This is a genomic window from Mesoterricola silvestris (genome assembly GCF_030295405.1).
GTDB classification, from domain to species: domain Bacteria; phylum Acidobacteriota; class Holophagae; order Holophagales; family Holophagaceae; genus Mesoterricola; species Mesoterricola silvestris.
Genome location: NZ_AP027080.1, coordinates 4720946 through 4742873 on the forward strand (window position 1 = coordinate 4720946; position 21928 = coordinate 4742873).

General features: G+C 67.4%; 22 protein-coding genes. 17 read left to right on the forward strand and 5 right to left on the reverse strand.

The window, feature by feature from the left end:
* Positions 1 to 2 precede the first annotated feature (2 nt).
* Positions 3 to 470, forward strand: coding sequence for a peroxiredoxin (locus tag R2J76_RS20255; RefSeq protein WP_316413483.1), 468 nt, complete (start codon positions 3 to 5; stop codon positions 468 to 470).
* Between the two features lie 35 nt (positions 471 to 505).
* Positions 506 to 2146: a hypothetical protein gene (locus R2J76_RS20260; RefSeq protein WP_316413484.1), complete on the forward strand. Its 1641-nt coding sequence runs from the start codon at positions 506 to 508 to the stop codon at positions 2144 to 2146.
* Between the two features lie 84 nt (positions 2147 to 2230).
* Here the strand turns inward: R2J76_RS20260 and R2J76_RS20265 are convergent, their stop codons facing one another.
* On the reverse strand, positions 2231 to 2989 hold the full coding sequence (locus R2J76_RS20265) for an enoyl-ACP reductase FabI (protein WP_316413485.1): 759 nt from the start codon (positions 2987 to 2989) through the stop codon (positions 2231 to 2233).
* A gap of 91 nt (positions 2990 to 3080) precedes the next feature.
* On the opposite strand from R2J76_RS20265, the gene R2J76_RS20270 reads away from it, so the two are divergent.
* The 15 genes from R2J76_RS20270 (at position 3081) to R2J76_RS20340 (ending at position 17097) form a co-directional block, all read left to right on the forward strand.
* Positions 3081 to 4160 carry a tetratricopeptide repeat protein gene (locus tag R2J76_RS20270; protein WP_316413486.1) on the forward strand — a complete coding sequence of 360 codons (1080 nt, stop codon included), beginning with the start codon at positions 3081 to 3083 and terminating at the stop codon, positions 4158 to 4160.
* A gap of 34 nt (positions 4161 to 4194) precedes the next feature.
* On the forward strand, positions 4195 to 5322 hold the full coding sequence (gene rffA, locus R2J76_RS20275; protein WP_316413487.1) for a dTDP-4-amino-4,6-dideoxygalactose transaminase: 1128 nt from the start codon (positions 4195 to 4197) through the stop codon (positions 5320 to 5322).
* Between the two features lie 8 nt (positions 5323 to 5330).
* The gene (locus tag R2J76_RS20280; RefSeq protein WP_316413488.1) at positions 5331 to 6185 is read left to right on the forward strand and encodes a class I SAM-dependent methyltransferase; all 855 of its coding nucleotides are present in this window, start codon (positions 5331 to 5333) and stop codon (positions 6183 to 6185) included.
* Positions 6182 to 7090 carry a lysylphosphatidylglycerol synthase transmembrane domain-containing protein gene (locus R2J76_RS20285; protein ID WP_316413489.1) on the forward strand — a complete coding sequence of 303 codons (909 nt, stop codon included), beginning with the start codon at positions 6182 to 6184 and terminating at the stop codon, positions 7088 to 7090. The genes R2J76_RS20280 and R2J76_RS20285 overlap by 4 nt, the downstream gene beginning before the upstream one ends.
* A 47-nt stretch (positions 7091 to 7137) precedes the next feature.
* Complete coding sequence (locus R2J76_RS20290; RefSeq protein ID WP_316413490.1) at positions 7138 to 8079, forward strand: glycosyltransferase family 2 protein; 942 nt, start codon at positions 7138 to 7140, stop codon at positions 8077 to 8079.
* Between the two features lie 21 nt (positions 8080 to 8100).
* A complete protein-coding gene (locus R2J76_RS20295) occupies positions 8101 to 9627 on the forward strand; it encodes an amino acid adenylation domain-containing protein (RefSeq protein WP_316413491.1) in 1527 nt (508 codons plus the stop codon).
* Positions 9624 to 10448 carry a GNAT family N-acetyltransferase gene (locus R2J76_RS20300; RefSeq protein WP_316413492.1) on the forward strand — a complete coding sequence of 275 codons (825 nt, stop codon included), beginning with the start codon at positions 9624 to 9626 and terminating at the stop codon, positions 10446 to 10448. Before R2J76_RS20295 ends, R2J76_RS20300 begins: the two co-directional genes overlap by 4 nt.
* Complete coding sequence (locus R2J76_RS20305) at positions 10445 to 10672, forward strand: acyl carrier protein (protein WP_316413493.1); 228 nt, start codon at positions 10445 to 10447, stop codon at positions 10670 to 10672. Before R2J76_RS20300 ends, R2J76_RS20305 begins: the two co-directional genes overlap by 4 nt.
* Complete coding sequence (locus R2J76_RS20310; protein ID WP_316413494.1) at positions 10669 to 11733, forward strand: 3-oxoacyl-ACP synthase III family protein; 1065 nt, start codon at positions 10669 to 10671, stop codon at positions 11731 to 11733. The genes R2J76_RS20305 and R2J76_RS20310 overlap by 4 nt, the downstream gene beginning before the upstream one ends.
* Before the next feature lie 20 nt (positions 11734 to 11753).
* Entirely contained in the window at positions 11754 to 11975 is a 222-nt protein-coding gene (locus tag R2J76_RS20315) for a phosphopantetheine-binding protein (RefSeq protein WP_316413495.1), read from the forward strand.
* A complete protein-coding gene (locus R2J76_RS20320) occupies positions 11975 to 12715 on the forward strand; it encodes an SDR family NAD(P)-dependent oxidoreductase (protein ID WP_316413496.1) in 741 nt (246 codons plus the stop codon). Before R2J76_RS20315 ends, R2J76_RS20320 begins: the two co-directional genes overlap by 1 nt.
* Before the next feature lie 9 nt (positions 12716 to 12724).
* Complete coding sequence (locus tag R2J76_RS20325) at positions 12725 to 13573, forward strand: AAC(3) family N-acetyltransferase (protein WP_316413497.1); 849 nt, start codon at positions 12725 to 12727, stop codon at positions 13571 to 13573.
* Between the two features lie 9 nt (positions 13574 to 13582).
* On the forward strand, positions 13583 to 14317 hold the full coding sequence (locus tag R2J76_RS20330) for a GNAT family protein (RefSeq protein WP_316413498.1): 735 nt from the start codon (positions 13583 to 13585) through the stop codon (positions 14315 to 14317).
* A gap of 221 nt (positions 14318 to 14538) precedes the next feature.
* Complete coding sequence (locus tag R2J76_RS20335; RefSeq protein WP_316413499.1) at positions 14539 to 15033, forward strand: type II secretion system protein; 495 nt, start codon at positions 14539 to 14541, stop codon at positions 15031 to 15033.
* Between the two features lie 69 nt (positions 15034 to 15102).
* Positions 15103 to 17097 carry a hypothetical protein gene (locus R2J76_RS20340; RefSeq protein ID WP_316413500.1) on the forward strand — a complete coding sequence of 665 codons (1995 nt, stop codon included), beginning with the start codon at positions 15103 to 15105 and terminating at the stop codon, positions 17095 to 17097.
* On the opposite strand, the gene R2J76_RS20345 is transcribed toward R2J76_RS20340, so the two are convergent.
* From R2J76_RS20345 to R2J76_RS20360, 4 genes are all read right to left on the reverse strand, one after another.
* Entirely contained in the window at positions 17068 to 17829 is a 762-nt protein-coding gene (locus tag R2J76_RS20345) for a glycosyltransferase family 2 protein (protein ID WP_316413501.1), read from the reverse strand. The two genes, R2J76_RS20340 and R2J76_RS20345, sit on opposite strands and share 30 nt — an antisense overlap.
* 72 nt (positions 17830 to 17901) lie before the next feature.
* A complete protein-coding gene (locus R2J76_RS20350; protein WP_316413502.1) occupies positions 17902 to 19833 on the reverse strand; it encodes a tetratricopeptide repeat protein in 1932 nt (643 codons plus the stop codon).
* Between the two features lie 31 nt (positions 19834 to 19864).
* Positions 19865 to 20311 (reverse strand): deoxycytidylate deaminase, encoded by a 447-nt coding sequence (locus R2J76_RS20355; protein ID WP_316413503.1) that lies wholly within the window; start codon positions 20309 to 20311, stop codon positions 19865 to 19867.
* A gap of 10 nt (positions 20312 to 20321) precedes the next feature.
* Positions 20322 to 21833, reverse strand: coding sequence for an Rne/Rng family ribonuclease (locus tag R2J76_RS20360; protein ID WP_316413504.1), 1512 nt, complete (start codon positions 21831 to 21833; stop codon positions 20322 to 20324).
* Positions 21834 to 21928 lie beyond the last annotated feature (95 nt).

The following is a 21928-nucleotide window of genomic DNA, read 5'->3' on the forward strand; positions in this document are numbered from 1 at the left end:
CCTTGAGTCCTGTCGGCAAACCCCTCCCCCCCTTCTCCCTGGAGGACCACCTGGGAAATACCGTCACGAACGCGACCCTCGCGGGGCACTGGACGGTCATCTATGCCTATCCGAAGGATTCCACACCGGGCTGCACCACCGAGGCCTGCGATTTCCGGGACAGCTGGACCCGCCTTCAGGCGGCGGGCGCCCTGGTGTATGGAATCTCCCGTGATTCCCTCGCCTCCCATGCGAAATTCGCCGGAAAATACGAGCTGCCCTTCCCCCTCCTCTCCGACCCGGAGAAGGCGCTCCTGGCCCCCATGGGCGCCTTCGGCAAGAAGGTGATGTACGGCAAGGAGATGGAAGGCATCATCCGGTCCACTCTGCTTGTGGATCCCAAGGGCGTCGTGCGCAAGGCCTGGCCCAAGGTCAGCGTGAAGGGCCACGTTCAGGAGGTCCTGGCGGAACTGGAAGCCCAGGGATGCTAGGGAGGCCCTCCCGGAAAGGCGCTCTTCGTTTCTGGGTGGCCGCGCTCTGCGGCCTCATGGCCCTGTCCTTTGCCCTGGCCATGACCCGGGTCTACCAGGTCGACGAGGCCCAGACCGTGTACATGGCCACGGTGCTGGCCAAGGGATGGACGGGGTCCCTGTTCACCAGCGGCCAGCTCCATCTCTACCCCCTTTCCCTCCTGGCCCGCATCGGCTCCAGCTCCGCGACCACCTTCCTGGTGTTCCGGGCCTGTTTCTGGGCCCTGTTCTGGGTGAACGCGGCCTTGGCGGTCCGGGCCTCGGGCCTGCGGGTCCGCAGTTCCCAGGGCGTGAAGGGCCTCGTCCTCATGGGGACGCTGGCCCCCTGGTGGGGCTATGCCCTGGAGTGCCGCCACGACAACATCCTGATCACCGGCCTTCTGGTCCTGTGGATCCTCGCGCGGCGCACCCGCATGGATCGGGACCGGGTCTTCCTGGGCCTGGGGTTCGTTTCCCTGCTGCTCCATGCCTGCCTGTTTAAAGCCATCGCCCTGTGGGCGCCGCTGGCCGTCCTCTGGGTGTACCTGGAGCCGGGCGGTTGGGGGACCCGGGCACGGCGGGCCGGCGCGTGGTTCCTGGGGGCAGCCGGAGGCTACCTGGCCTGCCAGGCTTTCAAGGCCTTGGTGGGCAACCCGTCCCTGGCCGGCAACGGGCAGGGAGCCCTGCAGGTGGCCGCGTCGGCGGAGCGGTTCGCGCCCTGGAACACCCTGAGGATGCTCCTGGGGACCTCGCCGCTCCTGGTGGCGGCCATGGGGGGGCTCCTGCTCCTGGGGGCCATGCAGCTTCGCCGCAGGGGGCTGCGGGGCGCCTGGGAGGCGGAGGCCGGCTTCCCGGAAATCCTGCTGTTTGTCGTCTGCGCCTTCGCCTTCTTCGTCAATCCCACGCCTTTTCCTTACAACCTCGCCGTCCTCACCACCGGTGCCATGGTCGCGCTCCTGGCGCTGGGGCGACCCTGGTTCGAACCCGGCGCATTCAATGCGGTCCGGGGGCTCCCCTTCCTTATCTCCTCAGGCCTCCTCCTGCACCTGACGCCCTGGACCCTACGGGTGGCCGAGCTGTTTTCCCTTACCAACGAACGGCAGGAGGAAATCATGGCCATGACCGAAGCTTTCACGGGCCCGGAGGACCCGGTGTTCGACGGCATCGGCATGGTCCCCACTCGCAGGGCCCCTACCTACGAATGGGTCATCAACTGGGCCAACCAGGGCCGGTTCCGGGAGCACCCCCTTTTCGCCGGCCTGGGCGACCAGGTCCCCCCCGTGGTGCTGCCCAGCTACCGGCTAGGCTACCTCCCCCCCTCCGACCGCGCCTTCCTGTCCGCCAACTACCTCCTGCTGCACAAGGACTTCTGGGTCCTCGGCGCTTCACCCAGGGCTAGCGCGGAGCCGGGAACCTGGACCTGCCTCCGGTCCGGCAGGTATGCCCTCATCCCCATCAGGCCCAACCCAGGGCCCGTCACCCTCGACGGAAAGCCTCTCCCCCGGGGCATCACCTGGATCGCGAAGGGGCCGCACCAGCTGGCCATGGACCCCGCCGCACCCAGCGCCCTGTCCTGGGTGGGACCCACCGCCCAGACCCCTCCCACCCCTGGCAACGACGGCGCCCCCTCCCTCTGCCCCGTGCCCGGAGGGTTCTAGGAAGGCACGTGTCCTGGACCTGCGCCGGGGATTCGCTGACGCAGGTCCGGGACCCGCACGCTGACCTCCCAAGTCGCCGGGTGCCTAGTCGCCCATGATGCTGAAGCCGCCGTCCACGTAGAGCACCTGGCCCGTGATGCCCCGGGCCATGTCGCTCAGCATGAAGAGCGTGGCGTCGCCCACCTCGGCGGCGTCCGTGTCCTTGCGCAGGGGGGCCCGGTTCCGGTGGTGGCGCTGCATGCCGCCGAAGCCGGAGATGCCCGAGGCCGCCAGGGTCTTGATGGGGCCGGCGGAGATGGCGTTCACCCGGACGCCCATGGGTCCCATGTCGGCCGCCAGGTAGCGCACGCTGGCCTCCAGGGAGGCCTTGGCCACACCCATGACATTGTAATTGGGCACCACCCGCGTGCCGCCCAAATAGGACATGGCCACGATCGCGCCCCCTTCGCCCATGATCGGCGCGGCGCTCTGGCACAGGGCCGCCAGCGAATAGGCGCTGATGTCGTGCGCGATGCGGAAGTCCTCCCGGCTCGTGGCCAGGAACTGGCCCTCCAGGGCCGCCCGGGGGGCGTACGCCACGGCGTGGACGATGAAGTCCAGGTGCCCCCAGACCCGCTTGAGCAGCTCGAAGGTCATGAGGATCTGCTTGTCCGAGGTGACGTCCATGGGGATGAGGATGGGATCCTTGAGGTCGGCCGTGAGCTCCCGGACATTCTTGCCCAGCCGGTCGTTCTGGTAGGTGAAGGCCACCTCGGCCCCCTCCGCCAGTAGCCGCTGGGAAATGCCCCAGGCAATGGACCACTTGTTGGCCACCCCCACCACCAGTCCGCGTTTGCCCTTCATGAGCATGGCCACCCCCTTTGTTGAGATCTGCGACGACCTCTCAAATTAGCCCAAACGGCCCGCGGCCGCCACCGTGTCCTATACTCTTGCCATGTTTCTCCGCGCCGTGCCCTGTTTCACGCTTTCCATCGCCGTTGCGGCCTGGGGCTACTCCCCGCGCCCGGATCTGGACGCGGGCCGCTATTTGCAGGCCCTGGCCGCCGCCGACGCCGAGCTGAGGGCCGACCCCGGCAACGCCCTGGCTCTGGCGGCCCGGTCCCAGGCCCTCACCGCCATGATGCGCCTGCCCGAGGCCCTGGCCGCGGGGCGCAGGGCCGCCGACCTCAACCCGCGCCTGGGAGAGGCCCTTCTGGCCCGGGCCCTGGCCAGGGCCGGAACGGCCATCCAGCAGAAGAACCTGGGCAGCCTTCGGGGCGTTTCGGCCGCCATGGATGACCTCCGCGGCGCGGTGAAGCTGGACCCTGGCCTGGTTGCGGCCTGGATGGCGCTGGGGCTGGGCTATGAACAGCTGCCGGGCATCCTGGGCGGCTCCACCCGCCGGGCCCTGGAGTGCGCGGAACTGGTCCGGAAACTGGACCCGGGCAAGGGCTCGGCCCTCAAGGGCACCATCCTTTCCATGGAAGGCGAGTGGACCCAGGCGGAGGCCACCTTCGGCACGGCCCTGGCCATTTCGCCCAAGGACCCGGAAGTGATCATGTCCTACCTGGATGCCCTGGGCAGCCGGGAGACCCGCAAGGGCCTCGGCGAGGAGGAACAGAAGCGGCGACTGGCCCGGGAGGCCCGGCGGCTCCTGCCCGCCGCCCGGGGCAGTGCCCGGGCCCTGTGTTCGGTCTGCGACGCGCTCATCGACGCGGGCCTGGGCGAGGAGGCCTGGAACGCGGCCCTGGCCTCCCTGTCGTCCGTGGACGCGCCCAGCCTCATCCACCTGCAGCTCGGCAAGATCTCCGCCCGGACCGGCCTCCACGCCGATCAGGGATTGACCTTCCTGGACCAGGTCCTCAGGGAACCCCTGGAAGGCGGTTCCGGCGGCTACGGCACGGCCCACTGGCGCCGGGGGCAGATCCTCAAGAATGCCGGCCGCAAGGAGGAGGCCCGGGCCGCCGCCAGGGCCGCCCTGGCCTTCGACGCCAAGGACGCCAAGGCGTCCAGGCTCCTGGATGAGCTCCGCTAGGTCCGATGCCCGAAGCCAACCCCCAGGAGACGCGATGATCCCTTTCAATCGGCCCCACTTCACGGGTAGGGAGCTGGAATTCATCCAGGAGGTGTTCGAGAGCGGAAGGACCGCCGGGAATTTCGCCTTCACCCGGCGGTGTCAGGCCTACTTCGAGCGGCGCTACGGCCTCGGGAAAGCGCTCCTGACCACGTCCTGCACGGATGCCCTGGAACTCGCCGCCCTGGCCTGCGGCATCGGACCGGGGGACGAGGTCATCCTCGCGTCCTACGGCTTCGTGTCCACCGCCAACGCCTTCGCCCTGAGAGGGGCCGGCCTGGTCTTCGCCGATTCCGGCCCGGACCACCCCAACATGGCCGTCGCCAGCATTGCCGACCGGGTGACGGAGGCCACCCGCGCCATCGTGGTGACCCACTATGCGGGCGTCGCGGTGGACATGGATCCCGTGCTCGCCCTGGCCGAGGCCCGGGGCATCCAGGTGATCGAGGACGCCGCCCAAGGTATCGAGGCCACGTACAAGGGAAGGCCGCTGGGCACCCTGGGGCACCTGGGCGCCCTCTCCTTCCATGAGACCAAGAACATCCAGTGCGGGGAGGGCGGCCTTCTGATGATCAACGACGGGGAACTGGCCGCCCGCGCGGAGATCATGTGGGAGAAGGGCACCAACCGGGCCGCGTTCTTCCGGGGCGAAGTGGACAAGTACACCTGGGTCGACCTGGGGAGCAGCTTCTCCCCGCCCGAGATCACCGCCGCCGTGCTCTGGGCCCAACTGGTGGACCTGGAAGCCATCCAGCGGCGGAGGATGGCCGTGTGGAACCGCTACCACGCCGCGCTGGCCCCCCTGGAAGCGGCGGGCCATGCCTCGCTGCCCCACGTTCCCGCCCAGTGTGTCCACAACGGGCACATCTACTACCTCGTCCTGGACAGCCTCGCGACCCGGACCCGGCTGACCGAGCACCTGAAGGCAAAAGGGGTCAATGCCGTGTTCCACTACCAGTCCCTCCACCGCAGCCCCTATTTTGCCCCCCGCCACCTCGGGGGGCCGCTCCCCAACTCCGACCGCTACAGCGACTGCCTTCTCCGCCTCCCCCTGTGGCCGGACCTCGGCCCCGCGGACCAGGATGCGATCATCGGGGCCGTCGCGGGGTTCTTCGGCGCATGAGGCGCTGCGTGAGCTGCGCCGCTCCCCTCGCCGATCCGGTCTGGCGATGCGCCGCCTGTGGCTGGGCCGCGGAGGTGCGGGAGGGCATCCCCATGCTCCACGGGGATGTCCCCGATGGAGAGGGATTCTCCAAGGCTTCCTTCCAGGCCCTGGCCGGCCAGGAAGCCCGGCACTTCTGGTTCAGGAGCCGGAACCGCCTCATCGCCTGGGCCCTGGGCAAGCACCCCCCCCGCCCTGGGACCTTCCTGGAAGTCGGCTGCGGAACGGGGTTCGTGCTGCAGGGCCTCGCGACCCTGTTCCCTTCGACCCGCTTCACCGGGGCCGAGTACCACGTCGAGGGCCTCCCCTTCGCCGCCCAACGCCTGCCCGGGGCCGAATTCCTGCAACTCGACGCCCGGCGGCTGCCCTTCGAGGCGGAATTCGACGGGATTGGCCTCTTCGATGTGCTGGAGCACATCCCCGAGGACGACCAGGTCCTGGCGGCGATCGCCGCGGCCGTCAAGCCCGAAGGGACCGTCCTGGTCACGGTGCCCCAGCATCCCTGGCTGTGGAGCGTCGTGGACGAGAAGGCATCCCACGTCCGCCGGTATACCCGCGCCATGCTCCTGGACCGGCTGGCCGGAGCCGGACTCCGACCGGTCCTGGTCACCTCCTTCGTGTCCCTCCTCCTGCCCCTGCTGGTCCAGGTCCGCCGCCGCCGGGACAAGGAGGCGTTCGAACCCCTGGCCGAATTCGAAATCGCGCCCTGGAAGAACACCCTTCTCGCGCTCGTGATGGGTCTGGAACGTTTTCTCATTATGGCCGGCGTGCGCTGGCCCTGGGGCGCCTCCCTGCTCGTCGTGGCCCGGCGCCCCGGCCCATGAGGCGCCCCGGGTTCCTCGCCCTCCTCGGCTGGGCCCTGGCCGCGGGTTTCCTCGTCTGGGTCGGCCTGACCTTCGAGTGGCGGAGCGCCTGGGGCATCCTCCGGGGCGCCCGGCTCCTGGTCTTCATCGGGGCCACGGCCGGCACCCTCCCGCTGTTCTTCCTCATGCGGACCCTCAGGTGGCAGAGCCTCCTCCCCGACCAGGCCCGCTCCGGGTCGCCGCTGGACCGGTACCTCGCCATCGGGATCGCGGTGGGGCTCGGATCCGTCGTCCCGCTCCAGGGGGCGGAGATCCTGAAGGTCGAAGCCGGGCACAGCGGTTCCGGGCTTGGCCGCAAGCGCGGCTATTCGGCTCTCCTGCTGGAACGCTGCCTGGATTTGGCGTCCGTCCTGTTTCTCTTCGTGCTTTGCTACCCCCGGTACCTGCCGCCCCAGGGACGGACGCTCACCGCCACCCTGCTTTCCATGGCCCTGGCCGGACTCCTCCTCGCGCCATGGCTGGGCAGGATTCCGGGCACAGGCTGGTTCGAGGCGTGGGGCGCGGGCTTTCGCGACCTGGTGGCTTCCCCGGGCCGGCTCGCGGGGGCGCTGGCCTCCACCGCCGTGGCATGGCTGCTGGTCCTGGCCGGGTGGTACGGGGTTCTGGCCTCCCTGCAGATCCACCTGCGTCTCCCGGATCTGGCCGCGTTGATGTCCGGAATCGCCCTGCTGGGGATCTTCAGCCTGATTCCCGGCGGGATCGGAATCTGCGAGCTGGGCATCACCGGCATGCTCGGCCTGGCCGGGGTGGAGCCGGCACGGGCCCAGGGCGCCGCCCTCCTGCTTCGCGGCTATTCGTTGGCGTCGGCGGCCCTGGGGCTGGCCTTCCTCCTCTGGCAGCGGAAACGGCGCAGGAGGGGGGCCTGACGTCCAGCTACCAATCGGGGTATTCTCGGGACATCCCGGAGGCGAGGATGGTGCACATTTCGGTCGTGACCCCGGTCTACAAGGCCGAACGGATCCTGCCCGAACTCCACCGGCGGCTCCGGCTCACCCTGGAAGCCATCACGCCGGATTTTGAGATCATCATGGTCAACGACCATAGCCCCGAGAACGATTGGGCGGTCATCCGCGACCTTGCCGCCGCCGACCCGCGGGTCAAGGGCCTCGATCTCTCCCGGAACTTCGGACAGCATTTCGCGATCACCGCCGGGCTCGATCACGCCCAAGGGGACTGGATCGTCGTCATGGATTGCGATCTCCAGGACCAGCCGGAGGAGATCGCCAAGCTCTACGCCAAGGCCCAGGAAGGCTATGATGCCGTCTTCGGCCGGCGCCACGATCGCAAGGACGCCTTCCTCAAGAAGGCCATGTCCACCGCCTATTACCGAATCTACGGATATCTGATCGATGGATCCATCGATGGCCGCGTGGCCAACTTCAGCATCATCTCCCGGCAGGTCGCCCAGAGCATCGGCGAAATGCGGGAGCACAACCGCTCCTACGGCCTGTTCGCGAATTGGGTCGGATTCCGGACCACCGCCATCGACATCGACCATGCGGCACGCTACGAGGGGCTCACGTCCTACACCTCCGGCCGCCTCATACGGCTCGCCATCGACAGCATCGTCTCCCAGTCCAACAAGCCGCTTCGGCTTTTCATCCGGCTTGGGTTTTTCATCTCCCTGGTTTCCTTCGCATTCATCGTATACATCCTCTACCGCCATTTCTTTGTCGGAATCCGGATCGAAGGCTGGGCGAGCGTGATGGTCTCCCTCTGGTTCATCAGCGGCCTGCTGTTCATGAACCTTGGAATTCTGGGACTCTACATCGGCAAGACCTTTGACGAGACCAAGCGCCGCCCCCTCTATGTCGTCCGGGACCGCATCGGCCTTTCGGACCACCCCAGGGATTAAAGCGGAGGAGAGGCCGGAACCATGCAGATCAACGTGCTGGACTATTTCTTGACCGGGGCCCTGCGGACCCACCCCACCAAGGTGGCCATCGAGGACCACGGTACGGCCACCTCCTTCCAGGACCTCCGGGACCAGGCCTTGCGGTGCGCCGCCGCCATCCAGACCCGCACCAGGTCCCTCAACGAGGCCATCGCGGTCCTGCTGCCCCGGGGGACGGCGATGATCGCCGCCGATCTGGGCATCCTCTTCAGCGGGAACTGTTATACGAACCTCGATGCCAAAACGCCTGCCCTGCGGCTCCGGAACGTGGTGGAAAATGTCCGGCCGGCCCTCCTGATCACGTCCCGGGACCAGGCGGAGGCCGCGGCCGGGCTCGGTGTGGCGCCGGAGCGGCTCCTGTTCGTCGAGGACTTCCCTGGCGCCGCGAACGACGCCGAGGCCATCCTTCGCCGCCTGGAGCGGGTGATCGACACGGACCCCGCCTGCATCATCAACACCTCGGGCTCCACGGGAACCCCCAAGAGCGTCGTGCTCAACCACCGGAGCATCATCGATTTCATGGACTGGCTCTTCGGGAGGTTCGGGTTCGGGCCGGAGGAGCGCATCGGCAGCCTCTCTCCGTTCCATTTCGACATCTACACGCTGGAACTCTGGTACACCCTCGCCAAGGGCTGTACCTTCGTCATCATCCCGGAGCAGCATGGCGGCTTCCCCACGAGACTCGTGGAGTTCCTCGCCTCGGAACGCATCTCCTTCCTCTTCTGGGTGCCGACGGTGATGGTCAACATCAGCAACCAGGACACCTTTGCCGCAATCAAGCCTCGGGCGCTGCGCAACGTGCTGTTCGCCGGGGAGGTGTTCCCCACCCGGCACTTCAACTACTGGCGCCGCCATTTCCCGGAGGCCCTGTTCGTCAACCTCTATGGCCCCATCGAAATCACGGTGGACTGCACCTACTACGCCGTGGACCGGGACTTCGCCGACGAGGAGCCGCTGCCCATCGGCTTCCCCTGCCGGAACACCGATATCCTGATCCTGGACGCGGACGGGCGCCAGGTCCCGCCCGGGGCCCAGGGCGAGCTCTGCGTCCGCGGCACGTCCCTGGCCATGGGCTACTGGAACGACCCCGAAAAGACCCGCGGCGCCTTCGTCCAGAACCCCCTCAACACCCGCTACCCCGAGCTGATCTACCGCACCGGGGACCTCGTCCACGTCAACGACGCGGGCGAGATCCTTTTCGACGGGCGCAAGGATTTCCAGGTCAAGCACCTGGGCTACCGCATCGAGCTTGGGGAGATCGAGCACGTCCTCGTCAATTCGGTGGAGGACATCGCCAACGCCTGCGTCCTGTACGACCGGGAACGGAAGGAGATCATCCTCGTCTTCGAGAGCCAGCGGCAGGTGACGCCCGCGGAGATCCGGAAGAGGCTCCAGCAGGTCCTGCCCAAGTACATGCTGCCCACCGCGTTCCACCAGGTGGAGGCCATGGTGCGCAACCCAAATGGCAAGATCGACCGGAAGCGGCTCCAGGAGGAATTCCTCGGATGAGCGCCTTCGCCCCGGTCCCCAGCCTCGAAGCCCTCATGGCCGCGGTGGATTCGGTCAAGGCCGGGGCGGATGCCTATGTCACCAACCTCTTCCTGGACCCCGCGAAGGCCCGGGAATGGATCGCGCGCGGGGACCTCGCCTGCCTTGGGACCGGGGGCTGCGCCCTCTTCCTGCGCAAGGACCGGTGGTTCCGGCATCTCCATTTCTGCGCCGCGGACGAGGCGGCCCTGGCCGGCTCCCTTGGCCACCTCGAGGGGGAGGGGCTCCTCACTCTGGACCTCCTGGGCCGCGCGGACCGGGTGGAGGAGATGAGTCGCTGGTTCCAGGCCGCCGGTTTCAGGACCTATTCCCGCCTCACCCGGCTGGCCCGGATCCAGGCCAAGGGCGCGCCGCCCCCACCCGCGCCTCCCGCGGAAACAGAGCCGGCGGTGGCGGCGGATGTCGACGCCCTGCTCCGGAACCTGGAGGCTTCCTTCGATCCTCTCAAGGAGCACCTTCCCTCCCGCGAGGACCTGGACCTGGCGGTGGCCGCGGGCCGGGTCCGGGTGGTCCGCGGCGGGGCCGGCATCGCCGGGTTCCTTTACTCCGACACGCTCGGCGCCAGTTCCACCCTCCGCTATTGGCTGGTGGGCCCCGGCCACCGGGACCAGGGGATCGGCGCTAGACTGATCCGAGACTACTTCCACCGGAGCCCCGCCGTGACACGCTTCCTCCTGTGGGTGCTTGATTCCAACGCAGACGCCATCGCCAAGTACGGCCACTACGGGTACGCTCCGGACGGCCTCGTGGACCGGGTGATGATCAGGGAGGTGCAGCCATGAAGCTTGTCCTGGACATCCTGAACGGGATCCGGCCCGAATTCGATTTTTCCACCAGCCAGTCGTTCATCACGGACGGGATGCTGGATTCCTTCGACCTGCTGTCCCTGGTCGGGGAGCTCGAGGAGTCCTTCGGCATCCGCATTGACGGCCAGGATATCGTGCCCGAGAATTTTGCCAATCTCGCCACCATCGGACACCTGATCGATAAGAGCCGAAGGAAATGAACCTCACCTACGAAGGCAAGAAGATCTCGGGGATCCTCACGGTCCTGCCCGCCCGCGTCTCCCGGTTCGACGACGAGGCCGGCAACTACACGTTCCCCAGGGAAAAAACCCTGAGGCTCAAGCCGGTCATGGGGTTCGGCGAGCACCGGATCGTGGAGGACGGCGTCTGCGTATCGGACCTGTGCGTCTTCGGCCTCCGGGATCTGTTCGACCGTGGGCTGCTGCGGATGGAGGACATCGATGCCCTGGTGCTGGTGACCCAGTCGCCGGACCAGTTCATGCCCCCCACCAGCAACATCATCCAGGGCCAGCTGGGGCTGAAGCGCGACATGATCTGTCTGGACATCAACCAGGGCTGCGCCGGATTCGAGATCGGCCTGCTCCAGGCCTTCGCCCTCCTGGACCAGCCGGCGATCCGCAAGGTGGTGGTGCTCAACGCCGATGTGCTCAGCAGGAAGACCTCCCGGCAGGACCGGAACAGTTTCCCGCTCATCGGGGACGGCGCCTCCATCACCGTCGTGGAGAAGGATCCCGGGGGGCCCCGGATCCACGCCAATATCCAGATGGACGGCACCCGGAGGAACGCCCTGGCCATTCCGGCCGGAGGCTTCCGGATGCCCTCCACCCCCGCAACGGCCGTCCCGGTGGATGACGGCACCGGCAACCTCCGGGCCCAGGATCACCTGGTCATGAACGGCCAGGACGTGTTCACCTTCGTCATGACCGAAGTCCCCCCCATGATCCTCTCGCTCGCGACGGCCGCCGGTGTCGCGCTCGCGGACATCGACTGGTTCCTCTTCCACCAGCCCAACAAGTTCATGATCCAGAAGCTCGCCGAGAAGCTGGAAATCCCGCCGGAGCGCATGCCCGGGAACGTGGTGGAGCGGTTCGGCAACGCCAGCGGCGTGACGATACCCACCAACGTATGCCTCAACCTGGGGCACAAGCTCAAGGACCAGCGTTTCACCGCCTGTTTCGCCGGGTTCGGGGTCGGATTGACGTGGAGTTCGATTCTCATGACCATTGGGAACATGGAATTCTGCGAAATTGTGGATTACTGATGGAACCGGGAGAAGTCACCATGGACGTTTTCTACCAGAAGCTCCGAGAGATCCTGGAATGCGAGGACGTCCGCCGGGATTCCGATATCGGCGATTTCGAGAACTGGGATTCCCTGGGGGTCCTCACCATCCTGGCAATGATCGATTCCGAGTACAAGGTCGCCCTGTCCTCCGAGGAATTCCTCACGGTGCGCAGGGTCGGGGACCTCGAGGACCTGCTCCGGGCGAAGCTGGGCAGGTGATGGACGCGCCGGCCTTCACCCTGGTCACGGGGGCGTCCTCGGGGATCGGAAGTGGGGTCGCGGTGGCGCTGGCCCCGGAACGCAAACTGATCCTCCATGGGCGGGACCGGGAGCGGCTGGAGGGGGTGCGCGGAGCCTGCGCCGGCGGCGGCCACCTGGTGTGGACGGCCGACTTCGCCAGGGCTGACCTTCTGGCCGAAGAACTGAAGGCCTTCCTCCGGGCCTCCGGCGCCAGGGTCTCCGCCCTGGTCCACTGCGCGGGTACCGTCAGCGTGAGACCCACCCGGCTCGATGTCTACGGGGACAGCCTGCGGGCCATGAACGTGAATTTCTTTTCCGCCGCCGAGATCATCCAGGTCCTCCTCCAGGCCGCGCACAACGGCAGGACCCTTCAGGACATCCTGCTGATCTCCAGCATCTACAGCCGCCTGGGCGCCAAGGGCCAGGGCATCTACTGCGCCACCAAGGGCGCCGCCGATGCCTACGTGAGGGCACTGGCCGCGGAGCTCTCGCCCCGGGTGCGGGTGAATTCCCTGCTGCCGGGGGCGGTCCTCACCCCCATGACGGAAGCCCTGCCCGAGGCCTACCTCGACCGCTGCAGGGACGCCCACCCCCTGGGCCTGGGGAGCGTGGCGGACGTGGCCAACTACGTCGAATTCCTCCTGTCGCCCAAGGCACGGTGGGTCACGGGACAGAACATCGTCGCCGACGGGGGGTTCAGCGCCTGCAAGGGGCTGTAGGAGATGGGAATGGCCAAGGACTGCAGACTGTTTCGCGCCGCCTCGGGGGAGTGGGTCACCCGCGCCTCCTTGGCCGAAGGCCTGCGCCGGGCCGGCGCCGGCGGCCACGAGATCCTCTATGTGCACACGGACATCTCCTTCGGCCAGCCGAACCCGGATCTCGGCCGGGAAGGCCTCCTGGGCGCGCTCCTGGAGGTCCTCCTGGACCTGGGCGCAGGCACCCTGCTGTTTCCCACCTTCACCTTCAGCTTCTGCAACGGCCAGGATTTCGACGTCCGCACCTCCCGCTCGCACATGGGTGCCCTGAACGAGTACGTGCGAAGGCGGCCCGGGGCGCGACGCTCCCTGGACCCGCTCATGTCCACCGCGCTGCTGGGCGCCAGGCCCTACCTCGTCACCGATGTGGGCCGGAACTCCGTGGGGGAGGGCTGCACCTTCGACCTGATGCTCCGGGAGCGCGACGCTCAGTTCCTCTTCCTCGGCGTGCGCCCGTCCAAATGCTTCACGTTCTCGCATTTCGTGGAGGAGCGGCTCCAGGTGCCCTACCGGTACCCGCGACCCTTCACCGGGCGCATCACGGATGCTTCGGGCCGGGCCTACGACGACACCTACACCCTGTACGTGCGCCACAAGGACGTCATCCCCGCCTCCGACGGCGCCTTCGAGGCCGAGGCCGTGGCCGGGGGATTGATGCCGCAGGTGCCATGCGGGGACGGCTTCCTGTCCACCATAGGCGCGAGGGCCGCTTTCGACCTCTATGCCTCCCGGATCCGGGAGGACATCAACTACATGCTGGAACGCCCCTACCCCGAGCAGCTGGTGGAGGCGTTCCACGCGGACCACATGACCGCGCTCTGAGGGCCACCCATGTTCGCCGAGAGGATCCCCATCGATTCGGAAGCCCTGGGGCGCACCGTGCTGGAGCTGCGGGAACCCTCCATCCATGCGGATTTCGCCGCCCTGGAGGCCGCCTACCTGGCCCAGCACGCCCCCCGCTACTGCGTCTGCAAGCTGCCCATCGAGGACCTGGAAGGCATCCACCACCTGGAGGACCAGGGCTTCCGGTTCCTGGAACTGCAGCTCAAGCTGGTGGGACGGCCCAGGACCCGCGATACGTCGGCCTTCCCCTACACGTTCTCCCCGGTGACCGGCGAGGCGGACCTTGCGGAGATCCTGGAAATCGCCCAGACCACCTTCGTCGCGGACAGGTTCTCGGTGGATCCCCTGCTCAGCGCCACCGACCCCGGCGTCTCGGGGCGCCGGTACCGCCTTTACGTGGAGAAGTCCTACCGGGAACCGGACGAGCGGCTTTTCAAGCTGGTGAGCCGGGAGTCCGGACGGATCGTGGGGTTCAACACCCACAGGTACCTGGGTGCGGACGAAGTGCTCATGTTCGTGGGAGGCGTGCTGCCAAGCCTCAAGACCACGGGCCTGGGGGCGATCATGGACTACTACCTGATCAACGATCTGAAGGAGCGGGGGGTCCGGAAATTCCACACCCATGTTTCGGCGAGGAACTACCCGGTCATGAACCTGGAAATCGCCGGGCTTGGCTTCAAAGTCCTACAGAACTTTGCGATACTTAGGAAAATCTACCCCTGATCCCCCTTGAAAGCCCCACCGGACCCACCCTGACGCCTAGCGGCATCCCGGGTGACGCAGGAGGGCACCCTAGCAGCCGATTCCCAACCGAAAGATTCCTTTTTCCCAACCTTCCCTCTTGGAACAACTGATATTATCCTAGAGGCCGCCTTACCCAACCAACCTTACCCCGATGGCATTGGAATTGCTTGCTTTGGGGTCCATCTCACGAAGGAGACCTTATGAAGAGACAGTCCGGCTTCACCCTCATCGAACTGCTCCTGGTGCTGGCCATCATCGGCATCATCAGCGCGATCGCCATCCCCGCCCTGCTCAGCCAGCGCGCCCGCGCCCGCGACAAGACGGCCATCTCCAACATGGAAGGCCGCGTGGGCGACCTGATCGGCCAGTACGACAAGTTCCGCGAAGCGGGCCTGAAGGCTACCTCCATCGTCACCAGCCTGTCGAACTACCTTGCCCAGACCGGCGGCAATGACAAGAACCCCTGGGATCCCGCGACTGGCGCTTTCAACACGGCTGTTGCCACGGCCAACCTGGGCAGCACCCAGTCCGCGGCCGTCACCGCCCTCAAGGGTGCGGCCGGAACGACGGGCCTGTGCGAATACCGCATGCAGTTCCCCACTTCCGCCGCCCCCGGTTGGCTCGGCGGCGCCGTCAAGATCAACGGCCTCGTTCAGGGCTCCTCCAAGGTCGCCAAGGTTTCGGCCATCGAGTAGTCAGCCTTTCGTTACGCTGATGGGAGGGGGATTCGTCCCCCTCCTGTTTTGTCCAGAGAGGGATGCGGAATGCAGAAGATTGTTGGCCGCTGGGCGGCGCCTTTGGCAGGGGGCCTTCTTTTCGTAGTCGTCCTGTTCCTCCTGGTGGGCTACCGTTTGAAAACGGCGGAAGCGGGCATTCAGACCCTCATGTCCGCCGGCGTGATGGTGGCCCCGGTGAAGGCCTTCATCCTGCGCTTTTCCCTGACCCTGCTGATCCCCTTCTACGTGATTGCCGGCCTTGCCCTCTGGGGGGCCACCCTGGTGGCGGCCACCCTGGCCCGCAGGGGCTATTCCAGGCGCTGGACGCCCCTGGACGGGTTCCTGTTCACCCTCTCGGCCCTGCTGTGGACCCACCTCCTCCTGTGGTGGCAGGTGCCCACCACCCTCTGGCTGATCCCAGGGCTCAAGTTCCTGCCCTTCTGGCTCATCTTTCCCCTTCTGGCGGTGCTGACCCTGGCCTTCCCGGTGCGGTGGATCCGGCGGGAGGGCCTCGGCCCGGTGAGAGGAACCCTGCTGGCGGCCGCGTGGCTCGGGCTCTGGTCCCTGGTCCCCCTGCTTCCGGAGCGGCTTCCGCGGTTGCTCACCCCGGCCAAGGGAGGCCAGGACCGAACCCAGGTGTTGATCATCGGGCTGGACGGCCTTCGGCAGGACGTGGGCGTTCCCGCCACCTCCGCCTGGACGGGAACCACCTACCTCAACGCCTACACGGTCATTCCCGCCACCCGGCTCCTGTGGGCCATCCTGTGGGGCGGCGACCCGATGGTGTACACCATCGGCCACGCCCCCCCCCTCAAGGAGGAGCTCCTGGGGCAATTCCCCCTGCCCCTCATCGACCGCGCCCAGGAAAAGGGGTGGAAGCCCAGGTTCTACATCGATGATGGTGGGACCATCGGTCTGGCGGGGCGCCCCTCCAATTTCGATGACGTGCTGATGCCGGCCCCGGGCTGGGAGAACTTCGTGAACTCCAATATGAGCGCGGGCTTCCCCCTCTTCGCCGCCTGGGAGAACTGGGGCCGGGCCTTCCCCACCACCAATCCCTGGGCCCCCCTGGATGCGGGGCTACGGGAGGCCCTTCGCCTGGGCGCGGGATCCAAGCTGGTGATGTTCCATTCCTGCCTGGCCCATGTGCCGATCTTCCTGAGACGGGAGGAACTGGCGGAAATCAAGTCCTGGTGGACGCTGAGGCCCGTCTCCCTGGAACCCTTCTATGCCCGGCAGCAGATCACCGCGGCCCGGGCCGCCCGGTACGATCAGCGGGGTGATCCGTTCACCTCCTATTCGCTCCGCATGCGCTCCATCCTCAAGGCCTGGGAACCCATATGGGCGGGCCTGGACCGGGACCCCCGGTTCGCCGGGGCCACCCGGGTCCTGTTCTCCGACCACGGCGAACGCTTCTACCACGTCACGGACACCATCCGCCTCAGCGGCGTCCACGGCTACGACCTGGATCCCTGGGAGGCGCGCATCACCTTCAAGGTGGACGGCCCCGGTTTCCAGGCGCCGCCCGGAGCGGCCCCGGTGGCCACCACCGTCAGCGTCCTTTCCCTGCGGGACGCCCTGGCCAAGGCCATAGACCGGAACACCCCGCTGGACCGCCAGACCCTCGAGACGTCCCATCCGGTGGCCCCCCTGAGGTACCAGACTCTTTCCCTGGATCTGTTCTCGGAATCCGCCGTGGGCCTCTTCCGGGAAATGGACGTGGCCAAGCTGGCGCTTACGACCGGCATCGCCAAGAATGGCATCTGGTTCACGGACCAGGACCAGTCCGCAGAGGAGCGGGCTGAGCAGGTCACCCTGGCCTTCGGCAAGGGGGCGGATCTGGAGGTGGTCAAGCCGTTGAAGGCGGGAGGCGCCTACCGGTACCTCTACGAGGGGTACCTCCTCAAGTCGCACGAGGTGGTCTCCGAGGAGGCCTACAAGGCCGCCAAGGAACGGGCGAAGGCCCTGCTGACGGCCGCCTCGCCCCTTGTGCCGGATTCCCGGGGCCCGGCCTCAGTCGCCGCGTCCCGGGCGACGGAATAGCGGGGACCCGCCCAGGCCCCACCGTGCAAGGCGGAACGCCAGGGCCGTGTGGAGGCACCCGAAGCCATATTGGACGCTGCGGCGGAAATTGATGGAGGAGGCCTCGGCGAAGTACTTGGCGGGGCAGGTGACTTCCGCGATGGTGAATCCGTTCCAGATGATCTGCGCAAGCATCTGGTTGTCGAAGACGAAATCGTCGCTGTTGGGTTCGAGGTCCAGGCGCTCCAGCACCTCCCGGGAAAACGCCCGGAATCCGGTGTGGTATTCCGAGAGCTTGGCCCCCAACATGACATTGCTGAAAAGGGTGAGGAAGCGGTTGGCCACGTACTTCCACCCCGGCATGCCCTGGGCCACGGCCCGGCCCCCGAGGATCCGGGAGCCCAGGACGCAGGGATAGAGACCATTGGCGATAACCGAAGCCATGGCGGGAATGAGCAGCGGGGTGTACTGATAGTCGGGGTGCAGCATCACCACTACGTCGGCCCCCTCTTCCAGCGCCAGCCGGTAGCAGGTCTTCTGGTTGCCCCCGTAGCCCTTGTTCCGGTCATGCACGTGGACCTTGGTGTTGGGGAGGCTCCGCGCGATGGCCGCAGTTTCATCCTGGCTGCAGTCGTCCACCAGGATGACCAGGTCCACCAGCCCAAGGTCCATGACTTCCCCGTGGGTCTGCCGGAGGGTCCGGGCGGCGTTGTAGGCGGGCATGACCACCACGACCTTCTTGTTGTTCAGCATCGCGCCTTCCTGTGTGGGGGCCCGGACGTGCGTTCCGGATACCCTCAGAATAGCCTGTCCCCCGGCTCAACTTCAGGGCTTATGGAGCGTCCCCATGAGCCGCTGGGCTTCCCCATTGCCCGGTTGGATTTCCAGCACCTTCCGGCATTCCGCCCCGGCTTCTTCCAGGGCGCCTGCCTTTTTCAGGGACGCCGCGAGCTGCAGGCGCACCTGCACCTGCCGCGGCGCGAGGACCGCGCACCGCCTGAAGCAGGCAAGGGCCTCGGTGTCCCTGCCCACGGCCGACAGGGAGAGCCCGAGGTTGAAGAGGGGGGCGGGATCCGAGGGGTTGCTCTGGGTCGCGGCCAGGAAGCACGTGATCGCCTCCGCATGCTGTCCCAGGCGCCGGTAGAGGAAACCCAGGCGCAGGCGCGCATCCTGGTCGCGGTCCGCCTGGAAGTAGGGGTCCAGCTCCCCGTCCGTGCGGGGCCGTTCCTTGGAAAGATACTCCCGATAGCAGAAGGCGGCCTCCTGCAACCGACCCATATCCAGGAAGAGAAGGGCGAGTTCCCGGAGGGCTTCGGAATCCCCGGGCGTGGATTCCAACAGGCCTTTCAGGCAGGCCGCCGCCTCCTCCCGCCGGCCGAGCTGGACGAGGGCCCTGGAGAGAAGGAACCGCGGAATCCGGGCCCGGGGAGCCATGGCGATGGAGGCACGGAATTCCGGAAGGGCTTCATCGAGCCGGCCGGCCACCAGCAGGGCCTGGCCCTGGTTGGTGCGAGCGACCGCATTGTCGACCGTGACCCTCCGCGCATGGGTGAACAGCGTAAGGCTGTCCCGCCAGAAGCCCACCTGGCCATGGGCCCGGCCCATGAGCATCACCGTGGCGCATCCTCCGGCCAGGGCCACGACCCAGGGACGGATCCTCCCCCGGGAGGCCGCGTCCCGCAGGCCCCAGACCACCATCACGAAGGGCCCCAGCAGCGGGATGTAGGTGTAGCGGTCCGCCATGCTCTGGGAACCCACCTGCACCAGTCCGATCACCGGGACCAGGGCCACCAGGTACCAGAGCCACCCCGCCAGCAGATAGGGCCTGCGCTCCCTCAGGCGGCAGGCGGCCACCGTGATCCCCACCAGCAGGGCCAGAGCCGCCAGGACCTTCCAGGGGGCGATGTCCACGGCCCTGAGGGGGTAGAAGGGCGCCAGGGAGACCGGCCAGACCATCTTCCCGAGATACTTGACATAGGCGATGAGGGCATTGCCTGCCCGAACCGGCAGGGGCACACTCTCCAGGGTGGCCACGGCCCCGCCGTACCGCTGGACCACGAAGGTCACCAGACTGGAGCCCGCGGCCAGCGCGAAGTAGGGAACCTTCTCCCGGAGCCGGGCGCGAAGGGACCCATTCCGGCCCAATGGCCAGCGGTCCAGGATCAACAGCAGGATGGGAAGGGTGACCAGCATGGGTTTGGCCATGAGGCCCAGGCCGTAGAGAATCACCGCGGCCCACCGCATCCTCCGGTTCTCCAGCCCCCGGACGTAGGCCCAGATCGTGAGAAGCATGAACACCGTGCTCAGGACGTCCTTGCGCTCGGACACCCACGCCACGCTTTCCACATGGACGGGATGGACCGCGAAAAGGATCGCCACGAACCAACTGGGCCAAGGGTCCCCCGTCATGGACCGCAGGCCGAGGAAGACGAGCATCGTGCCGGCCGTGTGGAAAACCACGCTGACCAGATGGTGCCAGCCCGGATCGGCGCCGAACATCGACACGTCCGCCAGGTGGGAAAGCCAGGTCACCGGGTGCCAATTGGCCGCGGCCCCGGTGCGGAAGGCCCAGGCCACGGTCTCCCAGGAGAGGCCCTTGAGTACCTGCGGGTTTCGCGTCACGTACACCAGGTCGTCGAAGTTTACGAACTGGAAGGTCCGCACCTGGAAGTACACGATCCACACCGACGCGAGGAGGCCCGCGCACATCAGCGCGGTAAACCACCGGCGCCGGGCTGACGCGTCCGTGCCGATCACGGCTTCCCCGGGCGCCGGACGGGGCACCCCCTCAGGCGGTGGGCTGGCCATGGAGGTCCAGATGCTCCCAGGACACCCCGAAGTGCGCCAGGATGCCCTCCCGCTCCGCCCGCTCCTGCTCGGCGATGCTCGCATAGGGGCGCAGGAACACCACCCTGCGCACCCCGCGGCGCACCAGGGCGCGGGTGCAGGTCAGGCAGGGCTCGTCGGTGACGTACGCGGTGTGCACGGCCCCGTCGCAGAACCCCAGGGCGTTCTCCTCGGCGTGGCTGGTGTGCAGGCAGCGCATGCCCGGGCCGCAGGTCTCGGGGGTGCAGTGGGCCATGCCGGGCAGGGCCCCGTTGTAGCCCCCGGAGGCCAGGCCCCCGTCGGCCCTCAGGAGTACGCACCCCACCTTCAGCCGGCAGCAGGTGCCGAGGCGGCTCAGCTCCAGGGCCATCCGGAGGAAGACGTCGTCCTTCAGGGCGGATCGGCTCATGGCGTGACTCCTAGCGGCCAGGGACCACTTCGATGTCGATTTGATGCACGGGGCCGTCGCTCCGTTCCTGCCAGAGGATGTGGGCTCCCAGGGCCCGGGCCAGCTGGTTCACGCCCTCGCGGGTGTCGGGCTGCAGCGCGGTCTTCAGCTCGGAATGGAGGGTGAGGCGGAGCTGGGCCCCCCGCAGCCGTTCCCCCTGGCGCGCCATTTCGCGGTAGACGCCGAGCACGACGGTCTCGGCGCTGGGCCTGCGTCCGGAGCCCTCGCAGTGGGGGCAGGCGCTGGTGAGGAGCCGCTCCAGGCTGGGGCCGGTGCGCTTGCGGGTCATCTCCACCAGGCCGAAGTCGCTGATCTCCACGGCCCGGGCGTGATTCCGGTCCCGCTCCAGCTCCTCCTGCATGCGCTTCATGACGGCCTCCCGGTGGGCGGGGTCCATCATGTCGATGAAGTCGATGACCACGATGCCGCCCAGGTTGCGCAGGCGCAGCTGGCGCACCACCTCGGGAATGGCCTCCATGTTCGTGAGGAAGACCGTCTCCTCCAGATCCTTCTTCCCGACGAACTTGCCGGTGTTCACGTCGACGCTGACCAGGGCCTCGGTCTGGTTGATGACGATGCTGCCGCCGTGGCGCAGGAAGACCTTGGGCTGGCGCGCGGCGTCGATCTCCTTCTCGATGGCGAAGGCCTCGAAGATGGGCAGGTCCGAGGTGAAGTGCTTGATGCGGCCCACCCACTCCGGGTGCAGCCGGCTCACGAAATCCACCACCTCCCGGTAGGTGTCGTCCCGGTCCACCCAGAAGCTGGAGACCTCCTCCCGGAAGAGGTCCCGGAGCACCTTCTGGAGCAGCCGGAAATCCTTCCACACGAGGCTCGGGGCCTGGAGGTTCTGGCAGCTGGCCTGGAGATCGGCCCACAGCTCCCGCAGGTAGGCCACGTCGCTCACCAGGTCCTCGTCCTTCTCGCCGATGGCGGCGGTGCGCACGATGAAGCCCTCGCCGGGAAGGGCGTGGCCCTTGATGAGGTTCCTCAGGCGCTCCCGCTCCTGGGGGTTGGTGATCTTGCGGGAGATGCCCACGTGCTCGATTCCGGGCATGAGCACCAGGAACCGCCCCGGGAAGCTGATGTGGCGGGAGAGACGGGGTCCCTTGCTGCCGATGGGATCCTTCACCACCTGCACGAGGATCTCCTCCCCCTCCTTCACCGGCGGCAGGGTCACCGGCAGGGCGGGAAATTCCAGGGAGGAATCGCCCCCCTCGTCCTCCTCGGAAACCTCCTCCGAGGGCAGGCGGTGGGTTTCGGGTTCGTCCAGGTACAGGAACCCGTCCTTGGCGCCTCCGATGGCCACGAAGGCGCTCTGCATGCCCTGCAGGAGCTTGGCCACGCGGCCCTTGTACACGTCCCCCACCTGGCTGACCTGCGTCGTGCGTTCGATGAACAACTCGCACAGCTGGCCATTTTCCAGGAGGGCTATTCGCATCTCCAGCGGGGTCGCATTGACCACGAGGGACCGTCGGACTTCCATGGCTGTTACCTCTCAAGAAGTCGGCGGAAGCGCGTCGGGCGATTCCCCAGGGGCTCCCGGTCCTGCCTGGCCGGGGGCTGACACACTTTTAGCAA